This window comes from Pseudarthrobacter phenanthrenivorans (assembly GCF_036455295.1).
Taxonomy (GTDB): domain Bacteria; phylum Actinomycetota; class Actinomycetes; order Actinomycetales; family Micrococcaceae; genus Arthrobacter; species Arthrobacter phenanthrenivorans_C.
In genome coordinates, this window is sequence record NZ_JAYXNX010000003.1 from 283802 (window position 1) to 307742 (window position 23941).

Here is a 23941-nt window from a genome sequence, read left to right on the forward strand (position 1 = left end):
CCCCACGGCCGTTAACGGGCTGCGCCCGTGCAGCGGCGTACGGCTAGGCGATCCGCATGGCGCCGGCGGCAGGGGAGACGGTGAAGATTTCCGGCGCCCTGAAGCCGGCTTCGGCGAAAGCCTTGGCGACGGCGTCACGCACCTTTTGCTCAGCGTCCGCCGGGGTCAGCGCAATCGCCGCCCCGCCGAACCCGCCGCCGGTCATCCTGGCGCCGATGGCGCCGTTGGCCCGGGACGTATCCACTGCCAGGTCCAGTTCGGGGCACGAAATCTCGAAGTCGTCACGCATGGAGGCGTGGCTTGCGTCCAGCAGGGGGCCAATGGCAGCCGGGCCGGGGCCTCCCAGGAGTTCCACGGTCTGGAGCACCCTGTCATTCTCGGTGACCACGTGCCGCACCCGCCGGAAGGTGACCTCGTCCAGCAGGCCGCCGGCTTCGGCAAGGTCAGCCACCTCGACGTCGCGCAGGGCCCTGACTCCCAGCACCTCGGCACCCAGCTCACAGGACGCCCGTCGGGACGCGTAGCCGCCGTCCGCGTGCGAGTGTGAGACTTTGGTGTCGATGACCAGGAGCACCAGGCCGGCGGGTTCGGTCTCGAAGGGAACCAGGCTTGCTGTCTGGTCCCGGCAGTCCAAAAAGACGGCGTGTCCTTTCGAGCCGCGCAGCGAAGCGGACTGGTCCATGATGCCCGTGGGGGCCCCGACAAAGTCGTTTTCCGCCCGCTGTGTGGCCAGGACCATCTCCTGCGCCTCCAGGCCGGCGCCCGTAATGTCGTTGAGGGCGGTGATGACGGCGCATTCAATGGCGTGCGACGACGACAGGCCGGCACCCAGCGGCACGTTGGAGTCCAGGAGCAGGTCCACCCCCGGAACGGCGATGCCCCGCTCCCTGAGCGCCCACATCACGCCCAGGGGATACTTCGTCCAGCCTTTCCCTGTCCCGGGCTGCAGCGCGTCAAGCGTAGTGCTGACGACGCCCTGGTCGCCGTACGTGGACAGCAGCCGGACAGTGGTATCGGTTCGGGCGGCAACCGCCACGCGGGCCGTCCGGTCGATGGCAAAGGGCAGGACGAAGCCCTCGTTGTAGTCGGTGTGCTCACCGATGAGGTTCACGCGGCCGGGCGCCTGCCAGACGCCATCTGGAGCGCCGCCGAATTCCTGCTCGAACCGGGCGCTGAGGTCCGGGGATCCGGTAGGTGCCATCCGGCCGTGGTCCTGGTTCCGGCTGCTCACGCCGATGCTCCTTCCGGGGTGGCCGCCGCTGCGGGGACGGTCGTGGACGGCGGGAGAGCGACGGCGCGCAGCCGTTCTGCCACCTTTTCGGGTGTGGTGTCGTTGATGAACGCGCCCATGGCCGCCTCCGACCCTGCCAGGTACTTCAGTTTGTCGGCGGCGCGGCGCGGAGAGGTCAGTTGGAGGTGGAGGTAACCGGCCGGCCTGAGGAGGTCATCCAGCGGGGCCTGGTGCCAGGCGGAGATGTATGGAGTGGGGGTGGGATAGAGGGCGTCCACCCGCTTGAGCAGGTCCAGGTAGACCTGTGCCAGCTCGTCCTTTTCCGCCCCGTTGAGGCCTGCCAGGTCCGGGACGTGGCGGTGGGGGACCAGGTGGATCTCCAAGGGCCATCGGGCTGCGAAGGGCACATAGGCGCTGAAATGCGTCCCCTCCAGGACCATCCTGCTGCCGTCTTCCCGCTCGGCACGCAGGAGGGATCCGGTCAGGGTGTCCCGCCCGTCGTGTGCGTCGTAGTACTTCCGTGCGGCACTGCCCAGCACGCCGGCGCGGGGCGTGACGTACGGGTAAGCGTAGATTTGTCCGTGCGGGTGGTGCAGCGTCACCCCGATGTCCGCACCGCGGTTCTCGAACGGGAAGACCTGCTTAATGCCGTCCAGGGCGCTCAGTGCGGCGGTGCGCTGCGACCATGCTTCGATCACCGTGCGGGACCGCTCCGGGCTCAGGCCGCTGAAGGATCCTGTGTGCTCGGGAGTAAAGGAGACCACCTCGCACCGCCCGTAGGCGGGGCCTTTCGTTCCCCAGGCGGCGTTCTGCGGGACGGGGCCCAGCGCCGGCCCAAGGGAAGGGAACCGGTTCTCGAAGACCACCACGTCATAGTCGGCCGCCGGAATTTCTGACGCGTTGCCGGGAGTGGTGGGGCAGATGGGGCATTGGTCTGCCGGCGGCAGGTGGGTGCGGGCCTGGCGGTGGGCGGCGATGGCCACCCATTCACCCGTCAGGGCATCGAAGCGGACCTCGCCCGGTTCGCCGCGCGGCGGTAGCCCCCGGTGATCGGCGGTGAGGTGTGCGGCGCGTGAGTCGCTGGTGCCCGCGTCGTCGAAGTAGATCAGCTCCCGCCCGTCGGAGAGTCTGGTGCTGGTAATCCCGGTCATGGAAGAATTTTCGCACAAACGCTCAATAATGAATAGTTTCCAACAAAAAGTAACAGGGTCGGATATCGGGGACTGCGCCCCGCCGTTGTACGGTAATGCCCATGACAGCCTCTTCAGAACAAGGAACCACGCAACCGTCGTCCATCCGGTCCTGCGCAACGGGACGCCAGTACGAGCTGCGCCGGGGTGATGCCGTGGCCGTGGTGACCGAACTCGCCGCCGGGCTGCGCTCCTTCACCCGGGGCGGCGTCCTGCTGACCGAAACGTACGGTGATGACGAGATTTCCCCCGGCGGTTCCGGCATTACCCTGGCGCCTTGGGCCAACAGGGTGGAGGACGGGCAATGGTTCCTCGATGGCCGGAAGCAGCAGCTGGACATCACCGAGGTTTCCCGCAATAACGCCAGCCACGGGTTGCTGCGGAATACCGGCTACGCGCTGCTGGAGGAGTCCCGGTTTGGCGTGGCACTGGAGGCGACCGTCTTCCCGCAGCACGGCTACCCATTCCTGGTGCGCCACCGCGTGGAATACCGGCTTTCGGATGACCTTGGGCTCCACGTCCGGCAAACCCTCACCAATGACACCTTGTCCAAGGCGCCCTTCGTGCTGGGGGCGCATCCCTATCTCCGGGTCGGTGACACGCCGGCTCAGGAACTGCGGCTGACGGTTGCCGCCGATACCCGGCTGGTGACCGACGAGCGCCTGATTCCCCGCAATTCGGCTCCTGTTGACGGCGATGTTGACTTCCGTTCCGGGCGGCGCGTTGCTGACCTGGCCGTGGATGTTGCCCTGACGGACCTCCATTACCAGGACGGCCGGGCCCGCCACACCCTGGCTGCAGCCGACGGCAGCGAGGTCTCCCTCTGGCAGGATGACACCTGCCGGTATGTCCACGTCTACGTGAGCACGGTGTATCCGGGGCGGGAACGCGCTGTGGCCGTAGAGCCGATGACCGGGCCCGCGAATGCGTTCAACTCAGGGGAGGGACTCCGTTGGCTTGAGCCCGGAGAGTCCTTCAGCATGGAGTGGGGCATCGACTACCGGCCCGGCGCGTCGGCCCGCTAGTTTGCTTTGGGCTGGGGCTGCGGAAGTATGGGGATATGACGCCAAAAGAGGACGACGTTACCCTGGCCCACCCAGCTCCAGCCAATACGGCTCCAGCGGCGCCGGCCGGCGCCGCTGTGCCCCTCCGGGTGCTGACTGACCGAGAACTGGACAAGGACATACCGTACGGCATCCGCATCGCCGCTTCCTGGTCGTGGCGCCTCGGCCTGATCCTCCTGATGGTGGGGACCCTGGTTTGGCTCCTCAGCCACATCACCCTCCTGATCATCCCGATCATGGTGGCGGCCCTCCTCGCCGGACTGCTCAGCCCCGTCACGGCCTGGCTGAAGCGGCGGGGACTGCCGGCAGGACTCGCCGTCGCCGTGACTGTCCTTGGCTTCATCGGCGTCATCGCCGGTGCGTTGGCCCTGGTGGGCAGGCAGCTTGCGGTCGGATTTGGCGAGCTCTACTCCCAGGCGCTTGAGGGCGTCCGGCAGGTCCAGGACTGGCTTTCCGCCGGCCCCCTGCACCTCACCGCCACCCAGATCGACCAGTATGTCAAGGAAGCCACGGACGCGCTCCAGAACAACAGCAGCAGCATTGTCAGCGGCGCCCTGTCCTTTGGCAGCACCGCCGGACACTTCGCGGCCGGGATGCTCCTCTCGCTCTTCATCCTCATCTTCTTCCTCCTGGAAGGTGACCGGATCTGGGCGTTCCTGGTCAGGATGCTTCCCCGCAAAGCCCGTGCCGCCACCTTCGGGGCCGGCCATAGGGGCTGGGCGTCCATGGTCAGCTACGCACGCATCCAGATGTTCGTGGCGGCCGTCGATGCACTTGGCATCGGCGTGGGCGCGGCGATTATTGGCGTCCCGCTGGCGCTTCCCCTGGGCGTGCTGGTCTTCCTTGGATCCTTCATTCCGGTGGTCGGCGCCCTGGTGACTGGCGTCGTCGCCGTCCTTCTGGCCCTGGTGGCCAACGGCCCCGTAAACGCCCTGGTCATGCTGGCCATCGTCCTGTTGGTCCAGCAGTTGGAAGGCCACATCCTGCAACCCCTGGTCATGGGCAAGGCGGTATCGCTGCACCCGGTAGCCGTGATCCTTAGCGTTGCGGCCGGTTCCTACCTCGCCGGCATCCCCGGAGCCTTGTTCTCCGTACCCATCCTGGCCGTAGCAAACTCGGCCGTTCGCTACATCGCCGCCAGAACGTGGGACCATGAACAGGTGCCGGTAATTGCCGGGAAGCCCATCACGGCCGGAGCGGGCGGGGACAACACCATCCAGGATGTTGAACCCCGGACTGCATCCGATGACGTGGGGGACGCCGCGGCAGGCACCCCAGCCGAACACCGTGATGCCCGTGCCTCCTCGCCGGATGGCAGCCGGGCGGAACCCAGAGGAGAGTAGTCCGTGAAGATCCTTGAAACCCTTCCCGTCACACTGGACGATGTCCTTGAGGCGCAGAAGCTGCTTGACGGGATTATTGCGCGCACTCCTGTGGAATCGTCGCGGGCCCTTGGCGGCATGGTGAACGGCGATGTGTACTTCAAGTGCGAGAACCTCCAGCGTGCCGGCTCGTTCAAGGTGCGCGGCGCTTACGTTCGGATGGCCCGGCTTTCCCCGGACGAGAAAAAGCGGGGGGTGGTGGCGGCATCGGCCGGCAACCACGCGCAGGGCGTTGCCGTCGCCGCCAAGAGCCTTGGCATCAAGGCCCGCATCTACATGCCCCTCGGCGTAGCACTGCCCAAGCTTGCCGCCACCCGGAGCCACGGCGCCGAAGTGGTGCTGCATGGACACAACGTGGACGAGGCGCTCGCCGAGGCCCAGCGCTACAGCAATGAAACAGGCATGGTCTTCGTCCACCCCTTCGACAACGTGGACGTGGTGGCAGGCCAGGGGACCGTGGGCCTGGAAATCCTGGAGCAGGTCCCCAACGTGGATACCGTCCTCATGGGCGTGGGCGGCGGGGGACTGCTGGCAGGGGTCGCGGTCGCCATCAAGGCGCGCGCCCGGGAACTCGGCCGGGAGATCCGGATCATCGGTGTCCAGGCGGAAAACGCCGCAGCGTACCCGCCTTCGCTTGCCGCCGACGCCCTGGTGCCGCTCAAGAAGGTGTCCACCATGGCCGACGGCATCGCGGTGGGCCGCCCGGGGCAGTTGCCCTTCAGCATCATCCGGGAACTGGTTGATGATGTGGTCACCGTCAGTGAAGACTCGCTGGCCCGCGCCCTGATCTTCCTGCTGGAACGGGCCAAGATGGTGGTGGAACCAGCAGGCGCCGTGGGCGTGGCTGCCCTCATGGACGGCAAGATCGAGAACCCCGGAACCACCGTGGCCGTCCTGTCAGGCGGCAACATCGACCCCATGCTGATGCTTAAGGTGATCCAGCGCGGCCTCTCCGCTGCAGGCCGTTACATGACGGTGCGGATGATGCTGGATGACCGCCCTGGTTCGCTGGCAACGATCGCGCGCATCATCGCCGAAAACGACGCCAATGTTACCGGCCTGGACCACACCCGGGTTGGCGGCTCCATCAGCATGGGCGACGTCTCCATCACCGTAAACCTGGAAACCAAAGGCCACCAGCACGGGGAACAGGTACTCAGCGCCCTCCGCGCCGAGGGCTTCCAGCCAATCGTGGTGCATTAGGAACGGCGATGGCGGGACCGGTCAGCGGACCCACGGGTGACGGGCGGGATCCGGAGCGCCACACCATTGCCTCCCGCGCAAGGGCCGGACTGGCGGTCCTTGGCGGGTTCGTGGCGCTGCTGTTCGCCATCGAAGTGCTCAACACACTGATGATGGGAGCACTTAACCGGACCTTTGGCCTGAGGCCGAGGAGCCCCGACGGGCTGCTGGACATCCTGACCTTTCCGCTCCTGCACGCCAACCTGAACCACCTGCTGTCCAACAGCCTTCCCCTGGTCATCTTCGGTTTCCTGGTGTTCCTTTCAGGGCTGCGGGTGTTCCTCACCGCGCTGGCTTTCAGCTGGCTCGGCAGCGGCCTCACGGTCTGGCTTATTGGCGACGGCGTCACCGTGGGGGCCTCGGGTTTGGTCTTCGGGCTCTTCGCGTTCCTCCTTGTACGCGGATTCTTCAACCGCAGCTGGCGGCAGATCCTGCTCGCAGCGGTCCTCTTCATGGGCTACGGAAGCATCCTGCTGGGGGCCTTGCCGTTCGTGGCCGGATACGTCAGCTGGCAGGCACACCTGGGCGGCGCCGCCGGCGGGGTGGTGGCCGCCCTGCTGCTGCGTCCGCGCATGCCCGCCGTTCCGCGGCAGGTCTGATCCGGGTCCGTGCCAAGGCAGCCGGATCGGCCCGGGAGCGTTAAAGCGAACCGGCGGCCGCCCCCCGTGGGGGCGGCCGCCGGTTGTCTGCGCCTGATGGTTTACGCTAGGCGGCGTACGGCTTGGCGGAAAGGATCTCCACCTTGATGTCCTTGCCGTTGGGCGCAACGTAGCTGAGGGTTTCGCCTTCCTTATGGCCCAGGATGGCTGCACCAAGGGGCGACTTTTCACTGAAGACATCCAGGTCTGAGTCGCCAGCGATCTCGCGCGAACCCAGCAGGAAGGTCTCCTCGTCACCGGCGATCCTGGCGACCACAATCATGCCGGGTTCAACGATGCCGTCATCGGCAGGCGCTTCACCCACATGGGCATCACGGAGCAGCACCGTCAGCTGGCGGATACGGGCTTCGATCTTGCCCTGTTCCTCCTTGGCCGCGTGGTAGCCCCCGTTTTCCTTGAGGTCCCCCTCTTGCCGCGCTGCTTCAATCTTCTGGACGATCTCCGCCCGGCCTGCGCCGGAAAGGTGGTCCAGCTCTGCCTTCAGGCGGTCAAAAGCTTCCTGGGTGAGCCAGGCTGCAGATGCGCTGTTGGTGGTAGACACGGACTTCTCCTCTAGTGGTCCTACATGCAAAAGACCCCGCCACGGTGGCCACTTGTGGAACAGTAACCAGCTCAGCGGGGTAAAGGTATCTCTCCATTGTAGTCAATCCGCTGGAGATAACCCAACACCGAAGCGTCGCAGGTCACACGCCTTATGACTCCCCACCCGGGATCCAGCAGCTGTCCACCACGCCGGAGACGGATGCGGACTCCGTACGCAAGGTGACGCTCTGGGCCACTGTCCTGCCGCCGTCGGCCGTGCCGTCACCCGCCGATGGCGGAATGTCCACCACTTTCCAGCCCACTACCGCAAACTTCGAATCGAGTGCCTTCACGGCGCACTTGACGGGCTTGGCAGGTTCCCGTGTGACCTGGAAGTCCACTTCGGCCAGCGTTGAATCGGTGGTGCTGTAGCCAACGTCCTTGAACGTCACACCGGACAGTGAGCTGGACGTGGTGGCCCAAGCCAGGAAGGCGATTCCCCCAGCCAATGCCACTCCGATCACAACCCGGGCAGCCTTGGGGGAGAGCCGGCGCTTTTTAGCACCATACCGATTGGCTAGGCTAGTGTCTGCGGGCGCGGGTTGGGCCGGCTGGTCCGGGTAAGTCACCAGACCAGTTTAGTGCCCTTTCCACATGCTCCTTGCGTTGGCCGTGGCCGCCGCAGGGCGGGGCGCCCCCACATCATCCGACAGCTGCCATCATGCCGCGAAAGAAGAATAAGGAGCCGTCCCTTCCATGACAGCGTCCAGCAACTCCCCGGTGCCGCTCCGGCTGCTCGCGGTCCACGCCCACCCGGATGACGAGTCCAGCAAGGGCGCTGCCACCATGGCCATGTACGCGGCTGCCGGCGTGGATGTCCTGGTGGCAACCTGCACGGACGGATCGCGGGGGGACATCCAGAACCCCGCGGTGGAGGGCGAGCCGCATCCCAAGCGGGACATGGCCGGCGCACGCAGGCTGGAGATGCAGCGCGCCGCCACCATCCTCGGCATCCGCCAGCGCTGGCTGGGGTTTGTCGACTCGGGCCTTCCGGAAGGAGACCCGCTTCCGCCCCTCCCGGCGGGATCCTTCGCCACTTTGCCGCTGCACCAGGCCGCAGCGCCCCTGGTGCGGCTGGTCCGGTCTTTCAGGCCCCACGTGATGCTCAGTTACGACGAGAACGGCGGCTACCCGCATCCGGACCACATCATGGCCCACCGGGTGGCTGTGGAAGCCTTTGAAGCGGCGGGCGATGCGGAACGCTACCCTGGGGCGGGGGATCCGTGGGAGCCGAGCAAGCTCTACTACGACCGGGCATTCAGCCCCGAGCGTTTCCGGGCGCTTCATTTCGCCCTTGAAGAGGCCGGGCTGCAGTCCCCATATGCCGAGCGGCTGGCCGCCTGGCTGGAGTCCGACGCCGAGGGACACACCCCGCCGCCGGCCACGCATGCCACCACCACTCAGGTGGATTGCGGAGACTTCTTCGAGATGCGCGACGACGCGCTGCGCGCCCACCGGACCCAGGTGGACCCCCTTGGGTTCTTCTTCGCCGTTTCGCCGGAGATGCAGCGCCGGGTCTGGCCCTGGGAGGACTATTCGCTGATTCATTCACGGGTGCACTCGGAGCTCCCCGAAAAGGACCTGTTTGCGGGGCTAAGATAGACAGGGCAGGCAATTTCTATCTTGCGTAGAAGATAGCCGCGGCGACACCCCGTCCGCCTCCTGCTGCATCCGTTCCACCAGAAGGTTTCAACCGTGCATTCTCTGCTCCTCCGCCTGGCCACCACGCCCACCCCGCTGCCCACCCCAACACTCAGGGACGGCATCTCCGAGGACCAGGTGACCCCGGGCCTGCTGGGATTCATCATGACGGCCTTCTTCGTCGTGGCGACCGCCCTGCTCATTGTCGATATGGTGCGGCGCATCCGCCGGGTGCGGTACCGGGCCCAGGTGGAGGAAGAGCGCATGGCAGCCGCCGCTGCGGCGGACGTGGAAGCTGCGGAAGGCCAGGACGGGCTCGACGACGGTGCGCACCGGCCGTCCAGGGACTCCAGGGAAGACGGGTCGTCCAACGGGCTTTCCCGGCCCCGCGAGTAGGCTGGCCCGGGAAGGCTGTCTCCTGGGGCGCCTTCCGTTAGGAAAGGACCGCCAGGGCGATTGCCCCAAAATGGGCGGCGAATGCAAATACGGTGAATGCGTGGAACAGTTCGTGGAAGCCAAAGTGGTAGTAGCTGAAATTGGGCTTCTTCAGCGCGTAGAAGATGGCGCCGGCGATGTACAGGACGCCACCCACGCAAACCAGCACGGCCGCCGGGACGCTGGCCTGGAAGAACTGCGGCAGGTAGAATAGCGCGCCGCAGCCCAGTGCGATGTAGATGGGCACGTAGAGCCAGCGGGGCGCGTCAGTCCACAACAGCCGGAAAGCGACGCCGAGGATGGCTCCGGCCCAGATTACCCACAGGAGCACCACCGCCTGTCCCCGTTCCAGGAGCGTCCAGGCCAGCGGGGTGTAGGTGCCCGCGATCACCAGCATGATGTTGGTGTGGTCCAGCCGCTTCAGGACGAGCTTGACGCGCGGTGACCAGTTGCCGCGGTGGTAGACCGCGCTGACCCCGAACAGCAGGACGCCGGTGGCGGCGTAGACGGCGGACGTGACTTTGCGGTCCGGCGTGGGGGCAAGGGCGACGAGGATGACGCCGGCGACCAGGGCGAGGGGAGCGGTGACCGTGTGGATCCATCCGCGCCACTTCGGCTTGATCATCAGCAGCTCAGCCAGGCGGACCGCGGCATCGTCCACGGCGCTGGCTTCCGGTTGCGGGCCGGGAGTCCGGTCCTCCGGCGGGGGCGCCGCCGAAGCCTCGGGGGAGTGGCTGTTCATGAGACCAGAATAACCTACGGTCCGGTAAGTTACCGATGAGTAACATGACTCTGGTGCCGCATTTCCGTGCTGCCGGTCCAGGCTGCCACGGGCGGTAGCCTAGGATGTGGATGTACGTTCGGCAGGAAAGTCAGGTGAGTGGACGCGTGGAGTTGCCCGGGTTCCTCTATGGCTATTACGAGCGCCGGCTCCTCAAGGATCTCCCGCGCGACCGCATTCCGCGGCATATCGGCGTCATGGTGGATGGCAACCGGCGCTGGGCCAAGCAGTTCAACGCCCCCACCAGCCAGGGCCACCAGGCCGGTGCCGACAAGATCCACGAATTCCTGGGCTGGTGCCAGGAGCTGGGCGTCAAAGTGGTGACCCTGTACATGCTGTCCACGGACAACATGAACCGCTCCAGCGAGGAGCTGGATCTCCTGATGGGCATCATCGCCAACACGCTGGACCGGCTGGATGAAGACGCGAACATCTCCGTGCACGCCATGGGTGCCCCGGAACTGCTGCCGGACTACCTGGCCGAACGGCTCAACAAGCTCACGACCAGGACCCCGGTGCGGGAGAAGATCCACGTGAATGTGGCTGTAGGGTACGGCGGTCGCAGGGAGATCGTGGATGCAGTGCGTGAACTGCTGCACGACGCCGTGGCCAAGGGCATGGACATCTCCAAGCTCGCCGACGACCTGTGCGTGGACGACATCTCCCGCTACCTCTACACGCGCGGCCAGCCGGACCCGGACCTGGTTATCAGGACGTCGGGGGAGCAGCGTCTTTCCGGCTTCCTGATGTGGCAAAGCGCCTACAGCGAGTTCTACTTTTGCGAGGCCCTCTGGCCCGCGTTCCGGAAGGTGGACTTCCTCCGTGCCCTGCGGGACTACGCAGGCCGCCAGCGCCGCTTTGGCGCCTGAAACCCCCGGTTCATAACGAGTTCATACATCCGCCAGAGAAATCGCGGCCAAATGGTTGCGGAAATCACCCGTGGTGGATTTACGTTATAACCATCAGCAGGCAAAACCGCCGGCTGATCGGGGAGGCCAGTACATGGAGCGAAACATCGCACCGGTTGTATGGGAGGCCGGACCCGGCCTCCTGGCCGAGCCGCCTCACCAATAACAATTCCGGGCTTGCGCCCGGGGCTGGAGTCGATGTGGCTACTTCTGAACAACTGCCCGAGGTCCTGGTTGGACAGGGCGGGAAAGCTACCTCTCGCGCCGAGCGAGCCACCCCTGAAACCGGTGCGGCAACTGATGCTGCGGCCGGTTTTGCTGTCTCCGGAAGGGAAGCCGACATCCACACGTTCGTCATCGACACCTCTGTCCTGCTCTCCGATCCCCATGCGCTCCTGCGGTTTGCCGAACACGAGGTGGTGGTTCCCGTCGTGGTCATTACCGAACTGGAATCCAAGCGGCACGATCCCGAACTCGGCTACTTCGCCCGGAAGGCGCTAAGGCTCCTTGACGACCTTCGGATTAAGCATGGCGGCCTGAACCAGCCCCTTCCCATTGGCGATGAGGGCGGCACCCTCATGGTGGAACTGAACCACATCTCGGCGGAGGTACTGCCGCTGGGTTTCCGCAGCGGCGACAACGACAGCCGAATCCTCGCGGTGGCCAAGAACCTGGCCAACGAGGGGCGCGACGTCACCGTGGTCTCCAAGGACCTGCCAATGCGGGTCAAGGCCTCTGCCATGGGGCTCACCGCAGACGAGTACCGCAACGAACTGGTCAAGGACTCCGGTTGGACCGGCGTTGCCGAAATCGAGGCCGACGAGCAGGACATCGCAACACTGTACGGCCACGAGCCCGTCTTCATCCCCGCCGCAGCCGAACTTCCCGTCAACACCGGGCTTGTCCTGCTCTCCAACCGCGGTTCCGCCCTCGGCCGGGTGGGTGCAGACAAGCAGGTGCGCCTGGTAAAGGGCGACCGCGACGTGTTCGGCCTCCACGGCCGCTCGGCCGAGCAGCGACTGGCCATCGACATGCTGATGGATCCCGCCGTCGGAATCGTGTCCATTGGAGGCCGCGCCGGCACCGGCAAGTCGGCGCTGGCTCTCTGTGCCGGGTTGGAAGCCGTGCTGGAACGCCGCGAACACCGCAAGGTCATCGTCTTCCGGCCGCTCTATGCCGTGGGTGGCCAGGAACTGGGCTACCTGCCCGGTTCCGAGTCCGAGAAGATGAATCCCTGGGCGCAGGCAGTCTTCGACACGCTCGGCGCGTTAGTGAGCCAGGAAGTCGTCGAGGAAGTCATGGACCGGGGCATGCTCGAGGTCATGCCCCTCACCCACATCCGCGGACGTTCCCTTCACGATGCTTTCGTGATCGTCGATGAGGCCCAGTCGCTCGAAAAGAACGTCCTCCTCACCGTCATGAGCCGCATGGGCCAGAACTCCAAGATCGTGCTCACCCACGACGTCGCCCAGCGGGACAACCTCCGCGTCGGCCGCCACGATGGGATTGCCGCCGTCGTCGAAACCCTGAAAGGACACCCGCTCTTCGGCCATGTCACCCTCACCCGCTCCGAACGCTCACCGATCGCAGCCCTTGTGACAGAGCTCCTGGAGGGCTAACGGGGGTGCGTGGGGCACCCTTCCTCTGCGTGCTGGCTCGTTCCTCGCCTTTGACGCACGCTGCCGGAAGGCTGCCCCACTCCCAAGCCGGGTTACGGGCCTTCTCGTAGGAGCGCATCGCGGCGCATCGGCCGACGTAGGCCCAGCGACCGAAGGTGGCCCTTTGCGCTGTGTCTAAGCGACGGAGAAGGACCGTGGCCCGGCGTACCCAGCCACGGACAGGCACTCACCGCACGCCGAGGAACTTCGCCGCCGCCTCGTGGCCCTCGACCTGCAAGGTCCAGTCGGGGCGTTTGAACGTGTCCGGGGTGACGCGGACGTGCAGGACTGTTTGGACGTTGCTGCCCCAGGCCTTGCGGGTAATGCCGTTGGGTTCGTAGCCGAGGGAGCGGGAGACGCCCAGGGAAGCGGTGTTCCACTGGGCGGCCTCGGATTCGGCAACTTCGGCGCCCAGCCAGTAAAAGGCCCAGAGGACGACGGCGGCGCGCATCTCCTTGCCCAGGCCAACGCCCTGCACGGACTGCTTGAGCCACGATCCGGTGCTGACGGTCTTGAGCGCCGCGAACTCCTTAGCGCCGACGTCCTGGCATCCGACGAACTGGCCCTTGTGCCAGATGCCCAGGAGCAGAGTCCAGTTCTCCGGTGTGCACTCAGCCCTGCACCGCCAGTACCAGCGGGCCATATTGGGACCGAGTTCATCGTCCGGCAGCTCAGACCAGGGCGTGCTGAAGGGATTCCTGCCCGGTTCATGGATGCCGCTGCGGGCGGCGTCGACAGCCGCCGGGACGTCCTGGTCGGTGATGGGACGGAGCTCCAGGCGCGGTGTCCTCAGCTTGAGGTCGAACAAGGGCCAGATGGTGCTCATCGTCGTCATCCGCGAAGCCTAGCCGATGCCACGCCCGGGATTTGCCATCCTCAGGCGGGCACGTCCCAGCTGATGTGCCGGCGGACGTCGGTCAGGTTCATGGACTCGGCCAGGAAGAGGTCATCGAGCATGTACTCGTCCACGGCGATGATGCGGATCCAATGTCCATATTCGTCCTTGTCGGGCTGCAGGGACCGGCTGGACACACAGATGCCTGTACCCACGTCCACGCGGAGCCGGGACCTGCCGGGAAGGCAGAGCGGTGCTGACGGATCAGCGGGCCGGTAGGCAGCGTTCGGTACCACCTCCGCCTCTAGGACAGGGCGGCCTTCATGGTCTGCCTCCCCAACATCCTCGATGTCCAAGGCGTTGCTGCCGGGGAATTCGATGGGTACCGGTGCGTTGCCCGCGAGCTCCACCGGGTCAAGCGCGGCGGAGAAACGGCCGTTGCCGAAGCCCGGCTCGCCGTAGGCGGCCTCGGGCCTGCGGCGGACCAGGCCGGCGTCGTCGTAGACGGGGGTAACCAGGTGCGGGGGGAGGAGCCAGGACTTGCGCGTGGCGCTCACGTAGAAGACGTCCCTGGAGTCGTTGATCCCGGTGGTGCTGTGCAGGACCAGTCCCTCCGGACTTTCCAGCCGCAGGGCCCCTGGACGGCGCAGCCAGGCGCGGACGAAGGGAGCTCCCGGGGCAGGCGCAGAGGCAAAGGGCTGGTCCCAGTACTCAAACCGCAAAGACTGCCATTTCCATGGCGAAGAGCGGCACAGGTTCCGAAACGTGGCAGCCAGGTCCGTGGGGGCCGCAGGAGTATCCGGAGGCGGCCGGCGCCGGGAGTCCCAGGTGGACATATCCACATTTTACGCGGCGGTGCTACGGCCGGAACGGGGGGATCCAGTAGCATCCGAGGGGTGATCGGACGACTCGGCGAACTCTGGCAGCACACACCGCTTGCCTTCTGGCTGGTACTCGCGGCGTGCCTCTACTTTGCCGTGATGGCGGTCAGGCTCACCATTATCGATGTCCGGCACCACCTCCTGCCCAACAGGATCGTCTTCCCGTCCTATGCCGTGGCCGGTGCGCTTCTCCTGCTGGCGGCCGCCGTGGCCTGGACCGGCCCCGCTCCGGGCCTGGGGACGGTCAACGGGGTTCTGGCCACGCCTTTGGTCCGCGTGGTTGCCGGGGCTGCCGTCCTCTGGCTTTTCTACTTCATATTGCGCTTCGTTTACCCGCCGGGTATGGGATTCGGGGACGTCAAGCTCGCCGGCGTGCTGGGAATGTACCTTGGCTACCTCAGCTGGGGGCACTTGTTCGCCGGTACCTTCCTGGCGTTCCTGCTGGGCGGCCTGTGGTCCCTGGTAATCCTGGTGGCACGGCGGGGGACCCTTAAATCCGCCATACCGTTCGGTCCGTTCATGCTCGCCGGCGCCGCTGCCGCCATGCTGCTGCCCGCGTGAACCACTCCAGGTGCCCGCGGAAACCAGGGGCTGTTCGGTAGGCTGGCAGTATGCCTGCACCCGAATACGTCCTGAAGCTGCGCAAGAAAATCGGCAACGATCCCCTCTGGGTTCCGGGGGTACGGGGCGTGGTGGTCGACGACGCCGGCCGGATCCTCCTGGCCCAGCGCGCGGACAACCGGCAGTGGGCGCTCATCAGCGGCATGCTGGATCCGGGGGAGCAGCCCGCCCGGGGCCTGGTGCGGGAAATCTTCGAGGAGACCGCGGTGGTGGCGGAGGCCGAACGCGTGGTCTCCGTGGGCGCCGTCGGTCCGGTCACCTACCCCAACGGAGACGTCTGCGAGTTCCTGGATGTAGTGTTCCTGTGCCGCTACGTCTCCGGCGAGGCAAGGGTCAATGACGACGAATCCCTGGCTGTCGGCTGGTTCGGCCTGGACGAACTTCCGCAACTCATGCCGGGGCACCTCACCAGCATCCGCCAGGCCCTTTCCCCTTCCGGCGCCGTCCACTTCGAGCCCTAAAGGCTGCAGCGTGGCACTTTCCGGTTGCCACGCTTAAGTACGACGGCGGCCGGTACCTTCCGTGTGGAAGGTGCCGGCCGCCGTCGTACTTAAGCTCGTGGAACGGGCGCTGCTAGGCCTTGTGGGCCGGGGCCGTCATGGTGGTAACGTCCAGGGCCTTGTCGAGATCAGCCTCGGAAACCTTGCCGTCGCCTTCACCGACGAAGCCCAGCTTCTCGGTGGCCTGGCGGATGGTCAGGCCCTCCTTGACGGCCGTCTTGGCGATCTTGGCGGCGTTCTCGTAGCCGATGTACTTGTTCAGCGGCGTGACGATGGACGGGGAAGCCTCGGCCAGGAAGCGGGCGCGCTCAACGTTGGCGGTGATGCCGTCGATCATCTTGTCCGCCATGACGCGGCTGGTGTTGGCCAGCAGGCGGATGGACTCGAGCAGGTTGGCGGCCATGACCGGGATGCCCACGTTGAGCTCGAAGGCGCCGTTGGTGCCGGACCAGGCGATGGCGGTGTCGTTGCCGATGACCTGGGCGGCAACCATGATGGAAGCCTCGCAGATGACCGGGTTGACCTTGCCGGGCATGATCGAGGAGCCGGGCTGCAGGTCCGGGAGGGCGATTTCGCCCAGGCCGGTGTTGGGGCCGGAGCCCATCCAGCGGAGATCGTTGTTGATCTTCATGAAGGAGATGGCGATGTTACGCAGCTGGCTGGAGGCTTCAATGAGGCCGTCGCGGTTGGCCTGGGCCTCGAAGTGGTCGCGGGCCTCGGTCAGCGGCAGTCCGGTGTCCGTGGCGAGCAGTTCGATGACGCGCTCAGGGAAGCCGGCAGGGGTGTTGATGCCGGTGCCAACGGCAGTGCCGCCCAGCGGAACCTCGGAAACGCGGGGGAGCGAAGCGTTGATGCGCTCAATGCCGTAGCGGACCTGCGCGGCATAGCCGCCGAACTCCTGGCCCAGGGTCACCGGGGTGGCGTCCATGAGGTGGGTACGGCCGGACTTGACGACGTCCTTGAACTCGGCTGCCTTGCGTTCCAGCGATTCGGCCAGGTAACCCAGGGCGGGGATGAGGTCGTTGATCAGCGCGGAGGTCGCGGCAACGTGCACGGAGGTGGGGAACACGTCGTTGGAGGACTGCGAGGCGTTGACGTGGTCGTTGGGGTGGACCACCTTGTCGCTGCCGGCGGCCTTCAGCGCGCGGGTCGCCAGCTCGGCGATGACCTCGTTGGTGTTCATGTTCGACGAGGTGCCGGAACCGGTCTGGAAGACGTCGATGGGGAAGTCGCCGTCGTACTTGCCGGCAGCCACCTCGTCGGCAGCGTCAGCAATCGCCTTGGCCAGCTCGCCGTCGAGCACGCCCAGTTCTGCGTTGGCCTGGGCGGCAGCCTTCTTGACCCGTGCCAGCGCCTCGATGTGGGTGCGCTCCAGGGTCTTGCCGGAAATAGGGAAGTTCTCCACTGCCCGCTGCGTCTGCGCGCGGTACAGTGCGTTCACGGGGACGCGGACTTCGCCCATCGTGTCATGTTCAATGCGGAACTCTTCAGTGGAAGTCATGGGGCTAGCTTATGGCGATCGGGCGCCCCATCGAAAACCGTTAAGGCAGCGTTGGCGGCGGCCCGAAGGACCGCCGCCGGGCGCTGTTAAAGCTCGCCGATTCCGGAAACAAGGTCGGCGCGGCCCTCCGCCAGCCGGTAGGAGAGGCCGATCACCGCGGTCCGGCCGTCCTCGATTGCGTCGGAAATCACACGCGAACTGTCGGCAAGGCGCTGGGACATCTGCTTGACGTTTTCCACCACCATGTCGTTGACCTCGGTCTGGTTGTTGCGCAGGGACGTCAGGACGGAGGGCGTGATGCGCTCCACGAGGTCGCGGATGAAGCCTGCGGGCATCTCACCGGTTTCGACGGCGTCCCGGGTGGCCGTGACCGCTCCGCAGCTGTCGTGCCCGAGCACCACGATCAGCGGCACCCCCAGCACCGCGACGCTGTATTCGAGCGAGCCCAGGACGGCGTCGTCAATCACCTGTCCTGCCGTGCGGACCACGAAGACGTCACCGAGGCCGACGTCGAAAATGATCTCTGCCGCAAGGCGGGAGTCGGAGCAGCCGAAGATGACGGCGAAGGGATTTTGCGTGTCCACCAGTGAGGAGCGCCGTGAAGCGTTCTGGTTGGGGTGCGAGGATTCGCCGTTTACGAAACGTTCGTTGCCTTCGCGCAGGCGGCGCCAGGCCAGTGCAGGGGTCAGGTTAGTCGTCACGGCCCCAACTTTACGGGGTGGGGGCGGCGGACGGGGAAACCGTGACGGCCGGGTTGGTTTCGAGGGACCGGACGACGGCGGCCGCCAGGGTGGCCAGTTCGTCCAGTTGCGCGGCGCCGGAGAGGATCACGGTGCTGCCGCGGTAGTTCAGGATCATGGACTTTTCGCCCTTGCCGGTGTCCCGCAGTTCCCAGTCCTGGCCGCCTGCATTCCGGGTCCCGGTGACAGGAGCGTTCTTGGTCTGTTGGAGCAACCAGGTGGGGTTGGCGCTGGTGGTCTGCACCAGGGCGATGAAGGAGGTCTTGGGGGTGAGGTATCCCACTTCCCAGGTGGGGACACCACTGGCTGTCCCTGCCTCCCACCGGGCATAGTTCGCACGGAAGGCGTTGCCCGTGTCCGGAGCAACCGGTGTGAATCCTGCCACGTCCGCCGCGTTCTTCGCCACGGAGGCGACGTCGATGTCCGGCCGGTACCCCTCACTTTTCGGCTGCGGGTTCATGAGGACAACGGGCAGGAACGCGGCGATGCTGAGGACCAGGGCGATGATCATGCCGATCACCGACGCATTGGCGCGTTTGGCAGCCGCCGCCGGAATCACGGGCCTGATGGGGGTATCCGCACTGCCGCCCGCCGGGGCCGGAAGGCCTTCGGGCTGCGCCCCTTCCGGGCTGGGACTGGTGGCTTCCTGGATGTCATTCACCCCTCTATAGTCGCCCATCCCTGAACCGGACTTCCATTCGGGCCCGGCCGGGAGCGGCCGGCAGCGTCCGGCGTACATTGCGGAGGCGCGTCACGGGGCCGCCCGCGGCGCGGCGCCGCGACTATGATCGATACCAGAGGAATCACCGTTCTGCTGCACCGGCAGGCGGGTTCAATGATCGCCACTCGAAGAAGAGGTTCACGTGTCACCAGCGTCCATGACCCAGAAGTACTCCACGATTTCACCGTCCCTTGCTGTGGGCCACGACGAGCCGGACCGCAACCTTGCCCTTGAACTCGTCCGGGTCACCGAAGCCGCTGCCATCGCCGGCGGCCACTGGGTTGGTTTCGGAGACAAGAACACCGCCGACGGTGCAGCCGTGGACGCCATGCGTTCCTTCCTGCAGACCGTCCACTTCAATGGCGTCGTGGTGATCGGCGAAGGCGAAAAGGACGAAGCCCCCATGCTGTTCAACGGGGAGCGCGTTGGCGACGGCACGGGCCCCGAGGTGGACGTTGCCGTTGACCCGATCGACGGGACACGCCTGACCGCCCTGGGCATCAACAATGCGCTGGCCGTCCTGGCTGTCGCCGAGCGGGGCTCCATGTTCGATCCCTCAGCCGTGTTCTACATGGAAAAGCTCGTCACCGGCCCTGAGGCCGCGGATATGGTGGACCTTCGCCTGCCGGTGAAGCAGAACCTGCACCTGATCGCCAAGGCCAAGGGTGTGAAGGTCAACCAGCTCAACGTGATGATCCTTGACCGCGACCGCCACAAGCCGCTGGTGGAGGAAATCCGGGAAGCCGGCGCGCGCACCAAGTTCATCATGGACGGCGACGTCGCCGGCGCCATCGCCGCGGCCCGCTCGGGCACCGGCGTGGACGCGCTCATGGGCATTGGCGGAACGCCCGAAGGCATCGTGGCCGCCTGCGCCATCAAGTCCCTGGGCGGCGTCATCCAGGGCCGTCTCTGGCCCACCAGCGACGAAGAAAAGCAGAAGGCCATCGACGCCGGCCACGATCTCGACCGGGTGCTTTCCACGAACGACCTCGTCTCCAGCGACAACTGCTACTTCGCCGCCACCGGCATTACGGACGGCGACCTTCTCAAGGGTGTCCGCTACTCCAAGGACAAGGTCCTCACCCAGTCCATCGTCATGCGCTCCAAGTCCGGCACCATCCGTTTCGTCGACGGCGAGCACCGCGCCGACAAGTGGGAAGGCTACGCCCGCAAGAGCTGATCCACGGCCACTGCAGGATGTCAGGCCCCGGGACGCCGCGTGCGTGCCGGGGTTTTGCCGTTAGTGCCTTGGTATAGGGTTTAAGCCATGATTCCTGCTGTTGTGCCCTGTACTGACCGCGCCCTCTGGGACGAAAATGTCGACAAGTTCCAGGGACACCCGCAACAGCTGTGGGGCTGGGGCGAGACCAAAGCGATGCATGGCTGGTCCGTGGACCGGGTCCTGGTCAAGGCGGGGGACGAAACGATCGGCTGCGCCCAGCTGCTGGTCCGGCGCCTTCCCTTCCCTTTCCGGGCACTCGCCTACATCCCGCGAGGCCCTATGTGTTCCCTGGAACACGCCCAGGAGGTCCTCAACCGCCTGGCCGAACACGCCGCACTCCGCCACCAGGCTGTGGCCCTCAGCATCGAGCCGGACTGGGACCGGGACTCCGCTTTTGCTGGTGCCGTGGCTGCTGCCGGTTTCCGGGAGTCGACCAACACCGTCCTCATTCCCCGCACGCTCATCCTGGACCTCACACGGACCGACGACGAGCTGATGGCGGAGATGTCCAAGTCCACCCGGGCCAACATCCGCAAGGCGATGCGCAGCGACGTGGAGTTCCGCAAGGTCAAGAACGAATCCGAGCTGGAACAGGTCCTGGCCATCTACCACCAGACCGCAGAGCGGGCGGGCTTCGGTATCCACGAAGACCAGTACTACCGGGACATCTTCCGCAACCTCGGTGACGCGTCCCCGATTGTCGGCGCGTTCGACGGCGAACAGCTGCTGGCCTTCACGTGGCTGTCGCGCAGTGGTGCCACCGCGTTTGAACTCTATGGCGGGGTGTCGGCCGAAGGCCAAAAGCAGCGCGTGAACTATGGCGTGAAGTGGGCGGCCCTGACATCCATGCGCGAGGACGGCTGCACCCGCTACGACTTCAACGGCCTGCTCAACGACGGCATCTCAGACTTCAAGAAGCAGTTCGCGCGGCACGAAGACATGCTCCTGGGCACCTGGGAAAAGCCGCTGTCCCCGTTCTATCCCGCCTATTCCAAGGCCATGCCCATGGCCCGCAAGGGCCTCCAGCAGGGGCGCCGGCTGCTCAAGACCGCAGCCGGGCAGATCCGCCCCCTGATACGGAAGCTGCGGCCGGGCAACTAATCCGCCACAGCAAAGGGCGACGGCGGCACCCTCCAGGGTGCCGCCGTCGCCCTTTGTCGTTGCTGTGGCGGAGCGGGCTTAGAGGCCGGTGGTGACGGCAAATGCCAGTGCCGGCTCGGTGCTCCCGGCCACAGTGTGCACGTTGACCGGAGCTTCCGCCGCGGCGATGAATGCGCTGCCGCCCCGGGACAGCTCAAGGTCGCCTTTGGGAGAGTCGAGGTACACGGAACCGGCTACCACGATCACTACCGCTGCGCCTGACTGGGCCAGCGGAACCGGCCCGGAGCCCGGCCCGAGCTCGATACGCTGCAGCTGGAACTCGCGGAACGGCGGACGGAACAGTTCCTGGTCCATCACCGTCCGTTCCGCAGCCAGCATTGGTACGGCCACGGGGTGGAAGTCGATGGTGCGCAGGAGTTCCGGGACGTCCACGTGCTTGGGCGTCAGGCCGCCCCGGAGGACGTTATCGGAGGACGCCATGACTTCCACGCCCAGGCCGTGCAGGTACGCGTGCACGTTCCCGGCGGGAAGGTACACCGCCTCGCCGGGCTTCAGCGAGATCCTGTTCAGCAGGAGCGAGATCAGGACGCCCGGGTCACCCGGGTACTTTTCGTTGAGGCTGATGACCGTGCCAAGCTCTGCCTGGAACGGCTCAAGCGAGCCGCCGGAGAGCAGCGCTTCCACCACCAGGGCCGTTTCCCCTGCCACGGACTGGCCCCCGGTGATCAACCGCTCAAAGGCCTGGCGCAGCCCTGCGCCTTCATCCCCGGCAGCGAGATCGTCGAGGAGGGCGTTGACCAGCGCAGGGGTCTGTTCGCGGCCCGGGAACATCCCGGCAATGTGCTGCAGGATCCGGTGTGTCTCAGCCGCCGGGCGGAATCCACACAGCGCCTCGAACGGAGTGAGCGCGAAGATCATCTCCGGCTTGTGGTTGTCATCCTTGTAGTTCCGGTCTGGAGCATGCGGATCGAGTCCGGCACCGTTTTCCCGGGCGAAGCCTTCCCGTGCCTGTTCAAGGCTTGGGTGGACCTGGAGGGAGAGCGGCTGCGCGGCCGCAAGGATCTTGGCCAGGAACGGCAGCCGCGGGCCAAAAGCGGCAACGGATTCCGCGCCCAGGAAATGTTCGGGGTCGGAAGAGACCAGTGCATCGAGCGGGCTCGTGGTCCGGTCCTCCGGGACGTGGGCCACCGACGGCGAATCCGGGTGCGCGCCGATCCACAGTTCCGCCTCGGGACGCCCGGATTCGGGACGGCCCAGCAGCGAGGCGATGGCTGTCGTCGAACCCCAGGCGTAGTCCCTGAGGACGTTCTCAATCTCGTACAAAACGGTTCCGTTCCTTCGGGTATGGGCACTGATGAGTGGTTGGCCGCCAATGGCCGTGCGCTACAGCGGGGCGCACTGTCCGTTGGTGGCCACGAGCTGGCGGATAGCCTCTTCATCGCCTTGGCGCTTCAGGTCGTTAAGCATTGCTTCGGTGATCGGTTCGCCATCCGGCGTTGTGGTCACCGGGGTGAAGTCCGACGGCGGGGGCTGCTGCCCCGACTTGGCCGCTTCCGGCAGCGCGGCCGGGACAGCCCCTGCCGCCTGGACATGTCCGGCGCCTGCCTGTGGAACGGCGGCGCCGCCGTCGGGAATTCCTGCGGACTGTGCACCCTTGGCAGATGCGGACGCCAGCACCTGGTCCACCCGCTGGTGGATCTGGTCAAAGTCCGGATTGGTGGAGAACGACGGGTCGAAGTCGGGCGGGCCGATGGTGAGCCTCTTGACGTCCTTGCCCCTGGCTTTGATGGCGAGGTCCAGGAAGCTTCCCAGCTGGGTGGCGGAGATGTTGGAGTCCACTACCTTGGTTCCCGCGTTGGCGATGTCCTCGAACTTGGACAGCAAGGTGGCGGGATCCAGCTGTTTCAGCATGGCCTGCTGCACGCACTGCTGGCGGGCGATCCGGGCATAGTCGTCCACGAACTCGCGGGAGCGCCCGTACCAGAGGGCGTGGAAGCCATCCAGCGTGTTCTCGCCGGCGGGGATCCAGCCGAGGGGCATCCCGTGGATTCCGTTGGCTTCGTCAATGGTCTCGCCGCTGATGGGGACCCAGCCGCCGGCCTTGATCCGGATGCCACCCATGGCGTCGATGAGCTTGGAGAAGCCGTCCATGTCAACAAGGACGTAGGCCTGGATCTGCATGCCCAGTGTTCCGGAGACGGCCTCCATGGTCGCCTGGGCACCGGGATCGGCGACCCCCGGGTAGAGGTCTGCATGCTCGTTGGTGACCTCGGTGTTGATGGCATTGATCAGGCATTCGTCGCCACAGTTGTAGCCGTCAGGGTAGAGGGAGCGCATGGGGGAGCCTGCGCTGAATTGGGCGTTCTGGAAGTTCCGGGGGACCGAAATAATGGCGGTCTGACCGGTTCCGGCGTCCACGCTCAGGACGGAAAGGCTGTCCGGCCGGCGCCCCGTGCGGTCGCTGCCGGCGTCGCCGCCCATCAGGAGGAAGTTGTAGCGTCCTTCCACGGCCTCGATTGCCGGGCCGGACGAGAAGATGTTGCCGATGGCGTTGCGGCCCACGTTCAGGAGGTAGGCGGCGTAGCCCACTGATCCGCTGCCGAGGACCAGCGCCAGCACCAGGGCAATCCCGACGGCGGGACGCGCCCGGGGTGCCAGCAGGACCGGGCGGATGAGGCGCAGTGTGTTCAGGAAAAGGAACGACCAGCCGAGGGCCAGCGCCCCGAGCAGGACCACCAGCAGCAGGGACGTGACAGGGTTGGTGACAACGCTGATGACCAGGCTTCGGTCGAGCAGGAGCAGGAGTACTGCCAGCAGCAGGACCGCCCACGCACAGAGCGTTACGCGCAGGGCCGTCCGTCCCAGTTTCCTGTCGCCAGCAACGAGCTGGGCGCTGCCCGGCAGCAGGAGCGTCAGCAGGATCAGCACGAAGGCGCGCTTGGTGCGCACCGGGGAGGAAGCGCTGACCGGGTAGCGGACCGGGTCCATGAGGGACGGGCCGGAACCAGTGTGGGGCACACTGCTGCTGGTGGCCATGCCCGCCGCC

Annotated in this window: 24 protein-coding genes; 12 read left to right on the forward strand and 12 right to left on the reverse strand. The window is 66.1% G+C overall.

From position 1 onward, the window contains the following. Positions 1-43: 43 nt before the first annotated feature. Complete coding sequence (galK, locus tag VXJ37_RS05540; RefSeq protein ID WP_331322152.1) at positions 44-1201, reverse strand: galactokinase; 1158 nt, start codon at positions 1199-1201, stop codon at positions 44-46. 26 nt (positions 1202-1227) lie between these two features. Then, positions 1228-2382: a galactose-1-phosphate uridylyltransferase gene (gene galT / locus VXJ37_RS05545; protein ID WP_331322063.1), complete on the reverse strand. Its 1155-nt coding sequence runs from the start codon at positions 2380-2382 to the stop codon at positions 1228-1230. A gap of 101 nt (positions 2383-2483) precedes the next feature. Between galT and VXJ37_RS05550 the strand changes: the two genes are divergently transcribed. The 4 genes from VXJ37_RS05550 to VXJ37_RS05565 are packed head-to-tail and all read left to right on the forward strand — an operon-like array spanning position 2484 to position 6708. Further along, positions 2484-3446: an aldose 1-epimerase family protein gene (locus VXJ37_RS05550; RefSeq protein ID WP_331322064.1), complete on the forward strand. Its 963-nt coding sequence runs from the start codon at positions 2484-2486 to the stop codon at positions 3444-3446. Positions 3447-3481: 35 nt separating this feature from the next. Then, on the forward strand, positions 3482-4828 hold the full coding sequence (locus tag VXJ37_RS05555) for an AI-2E family transporter (protein ID WP_331322065.1): 1347 nt from the start codon (positions 3482-3484) through the stop codon (positions 4826-4828). Positions 4829-4831: 3 nt separating this feature from the next. Continuing rightward, a complete protein-coding gene (gene ilvA / locus VXJ37_RS05560; protein WP_331322066.1) occupies positions 4832-6070 on the forward strand; it encodes a threonine ammonia-lyase in 1239 nt (412 codons plus the stop codon). Positions 6071-6078: 8 nt separating this feature from the next. Then, entirely contained in the window at positions 6079-6708 is a 630-nt protein-coding gene (locus tag VXJ37_RS05565; RefSeq protein WP_331322067.1) for a rhomboid family intramembrane serine protease, read from the forward strand. A 106-nt stretch (positions 6709-6814) separates the two neighbouring features. Here the strand turns inward: VXJ37_RS05565 and greA are convergent, their stop codons facing one another. Next, positions 6815-7309 carry a transcription elongation factor GreA gene (gene greA, locus VXJ37_RS05570; RefSeq protein WP_141940578.1) on the reverse strand — a complete coding sequence of 165 codons (495 nt, stop codon included), beginning with the start codon at positions 7307-7309 and terminating at the stop codon, positions 6815-6817. Positions 7310-7460: 151 nt separating this feature from the next. Next, positions 7461-7919: a DUF4307 domain-containing protein gene (locus VXJ37_RS05575; RefSeq protein ID WP_331322068.1), complete on the reverse strand. Its 459-nt coding sequence runs from the start codon at positions 7917-7919 to the stop codon at positions 7461-7463. Positions 7920-8046: 127 nt separating this feature from the next. Between VXJ37_RS05575 and mca the strand changes: the two genes are divergently transcribed. Together mca and VXJ37_RS05585 are read left to right on the forward strand one after the other, a co-directional pair. After that, on the forward strand, positions 8047-8952 hold the full coding sequence (gene mca / locus VXJ37_RS05580; RefSeq protein ID WP_331322069.1) for a mycothiol conjugate amidase Mca: 906 nt from the start codon (positions 8047-8049) through the stop codon (positions 8950-8952). A gap of 93 nt (positions 8953-9045) precedes the next feature. Next, positions 9046-9387: a hypothetical protein gene (locus VXJ37_RS05585; RefSeq protein ID WP_331322070.1), complete on the forward strand. Its 342-nt coding sequence runs from the start codon at positions 9046-9048 to the stop codon at positions 9385-9387. A 37-nt stretch (positions 9388-9424) separates the two neighbouring features. Here VXJ37_RS05585 and trhA read toward each other — a convergent pair whose 3' ends face one another. Continuing rightward, a complete protein-coding gene (gene trhA / locus VXJ37_RS05590; protein ID WP_440589775.1) occupies positions 9425-10168 on the reverse strand; it encodes a PAQR family membrane homeostasis protein TrhA in 744 nt (247 codons plus the stop codon). Positions 10169-10314: 146 nt separating this feature from the next. Between trhA and VXJ37_RS05595 the strand changes: the two genes are divergently transcribed. Together VXJ37_RS05595 and VXJ37_RS05600 are read left to right on the forward strand one after the other, a co-directional pair. After that, positions 10315-11076: an isoprenyl transferase gene (locus VXJ37_RS05595; RefSeq protein WP_141946184.1), complete on the forward strand. Its 762-nt coding sequence runs from the start codon at positions 10315-10317 to the stop codon at positions 11074-11076. 239 nt (positions 11077-11315) lie between these two features. Continuing rightward, a complete protein-coding gene (locus tag VXJ37_RS05600) occupies positions 11316-12734 on the forward strand; it encodes a PhoH family protein (protein WP_331322071.1) in 1419 nt (472 codons plus the stop codon). A 226-nt stretch (positions 12735-12960) separates the two neighbouring features. Here VXJ37_RS05600 and VXJ37_RS05605 read toward each other — a convergent pair whose 3' ends face one another. Further along, the gene (locus VXJ37_RS05605) at positions 12961-13608 is read right to left on the reverse strand and encodes a GNAT family N-acetyltransferase (protein WP_331322072.1); all 648 of its coding nucleotides are present in this window, start codon (positions 13606-13608) and stop codon (positions 12961-12963) included. 41 nt (positions 13609-13649) lie between these two features. Then, entirely contained in the window at positions 13650-14444 is a 795-nt protein-coding gene (locus VXJ37_RS05610; protein WP_331322073.1) for a hypothetical protein, read from the reverse strand. Between the two features lie 60 nt (positions 14445-14504). Here VXJ37_RS05610 and VXJ37_RS05615 point away from each other — a divergent pair, with 60 nt between their 5' ends. Continuing rightward, a complete protein-coding gene (locus VXJ37_RS05615) occupies positions 14505-15050 on the forward strand; it encodes an A24 family peptidase (protein ID WP_331322074.1) in 546 nt (181 codons plus the stop codon). A 50-nt stretch (positions 15051-15100) separates the two neighbouring features. Next, positions 15101-15571, forward strand: a complete 471-nt coding sequence (locus VXJ37_RS05620) for an NUDIX hydrolase (protein WP_331322075.1) — start codon at positions 15101-15103, stop codon at positions 15569-15571. Positions 15572-15683: 112 nt separating this feature from the next. On the opposite strand, the gene VXJ37_RS05625 is transcribed toward VXJ37_RS05620, so the two are convergent. From VXJ37_RS05625 to VXJ37_RS05635, 3 genes are all read right to left on the reverse strand, one after another. After that, positions 15684-17111 (reverse strand): class II fumarate hydratase, encoded by a 1428-nt coding sequence (locus VXJ37_RS05625; RefSeq protein WP_141940587.1) that lies wholly within the window; start codon positions 17109-17111, stop codon positions 15684-15686. Between the two features lie 86 nt (positions 17112-17197). Beyond that, positions 17198-17812: a carbonic anhydrase gene (locus VXJ37_RS05630; protein ID WP_331322076.1), complete on the reverse strand. Its 615-nt coding sequence runs from the start codon at positions 17810-17812 to the stop codon at positions 17198-17200. Positions 17813-17822: 10 nt separating this feature from the next. Continuing rightward, positions 17823-18530, reverse strand: a complete 708-nt coding sequence (locus VXJ37_RS05635) for a DUF4245 domain-containing protein (RefSeq protein ID WP_331322077.1) — start codon at positions 18528-18530, stop codon at positions 17823-17825. 199 nt (positions 18531-18729) lie between these two features. Here VXJ37_RS05635 and glpX point away from each other — a divergent pair, with 199 nt between their 5' ends. Next, positions 18730-19752 carry a class II fructose-bisphosphatase gene (gene glpX, locus VXJ37_RS05640; RefSeq protein WP_331322154.1) on the forward strand — a complete coding sequence of 341 codons (1023 nt, stop codon included), beginning with the start codon at positions 18730-18732 and terminating at the stop codon, positions 19750-19752. 87 nt (positions 19753-19839) lie between these two features. Further along, positions 19840-20895, forward strand: coding sequence for a lipid II:glycine glycyltransferase FemX (locus VXJ37_RS05645; protein WP_331322078.1), 1056 nt, complete (start codon positions 19840-19842; stop codon positions 20893-20895). A 78-nt stretch (positions 20896-20973) separates the two neighbouring features. On the opposite strand, the gene manA is transcribed toward VXJ37_RS05645, so the two are convergent. Then, complete coding sequence (manA, locus tag VXJ37_RS05650) at positions 20974-22218, reverse strand: mannose-6-phosphate isomerase, class I (protein ID WP_331322079.1); 1245 nt, start codon at positions 22216-22218, stop codon at positions 20974-20976. Positions 22219-22278: 60 nt separating this feature from the next. Continuing rightward, positions 22279-23931 carry an LCP family protein gene (locus VXJ37_RS05655; protein ID WP_331322080.1) on the reverse strand — a complete coding sequence of 551 codons (1653 nt, stop codon included), beginning with the start codon at positions 23929-23931 and terminating at the stop codon, positions 22279-22281. Positions 23932-23941 lie beyond the last annotated feature (10 nt).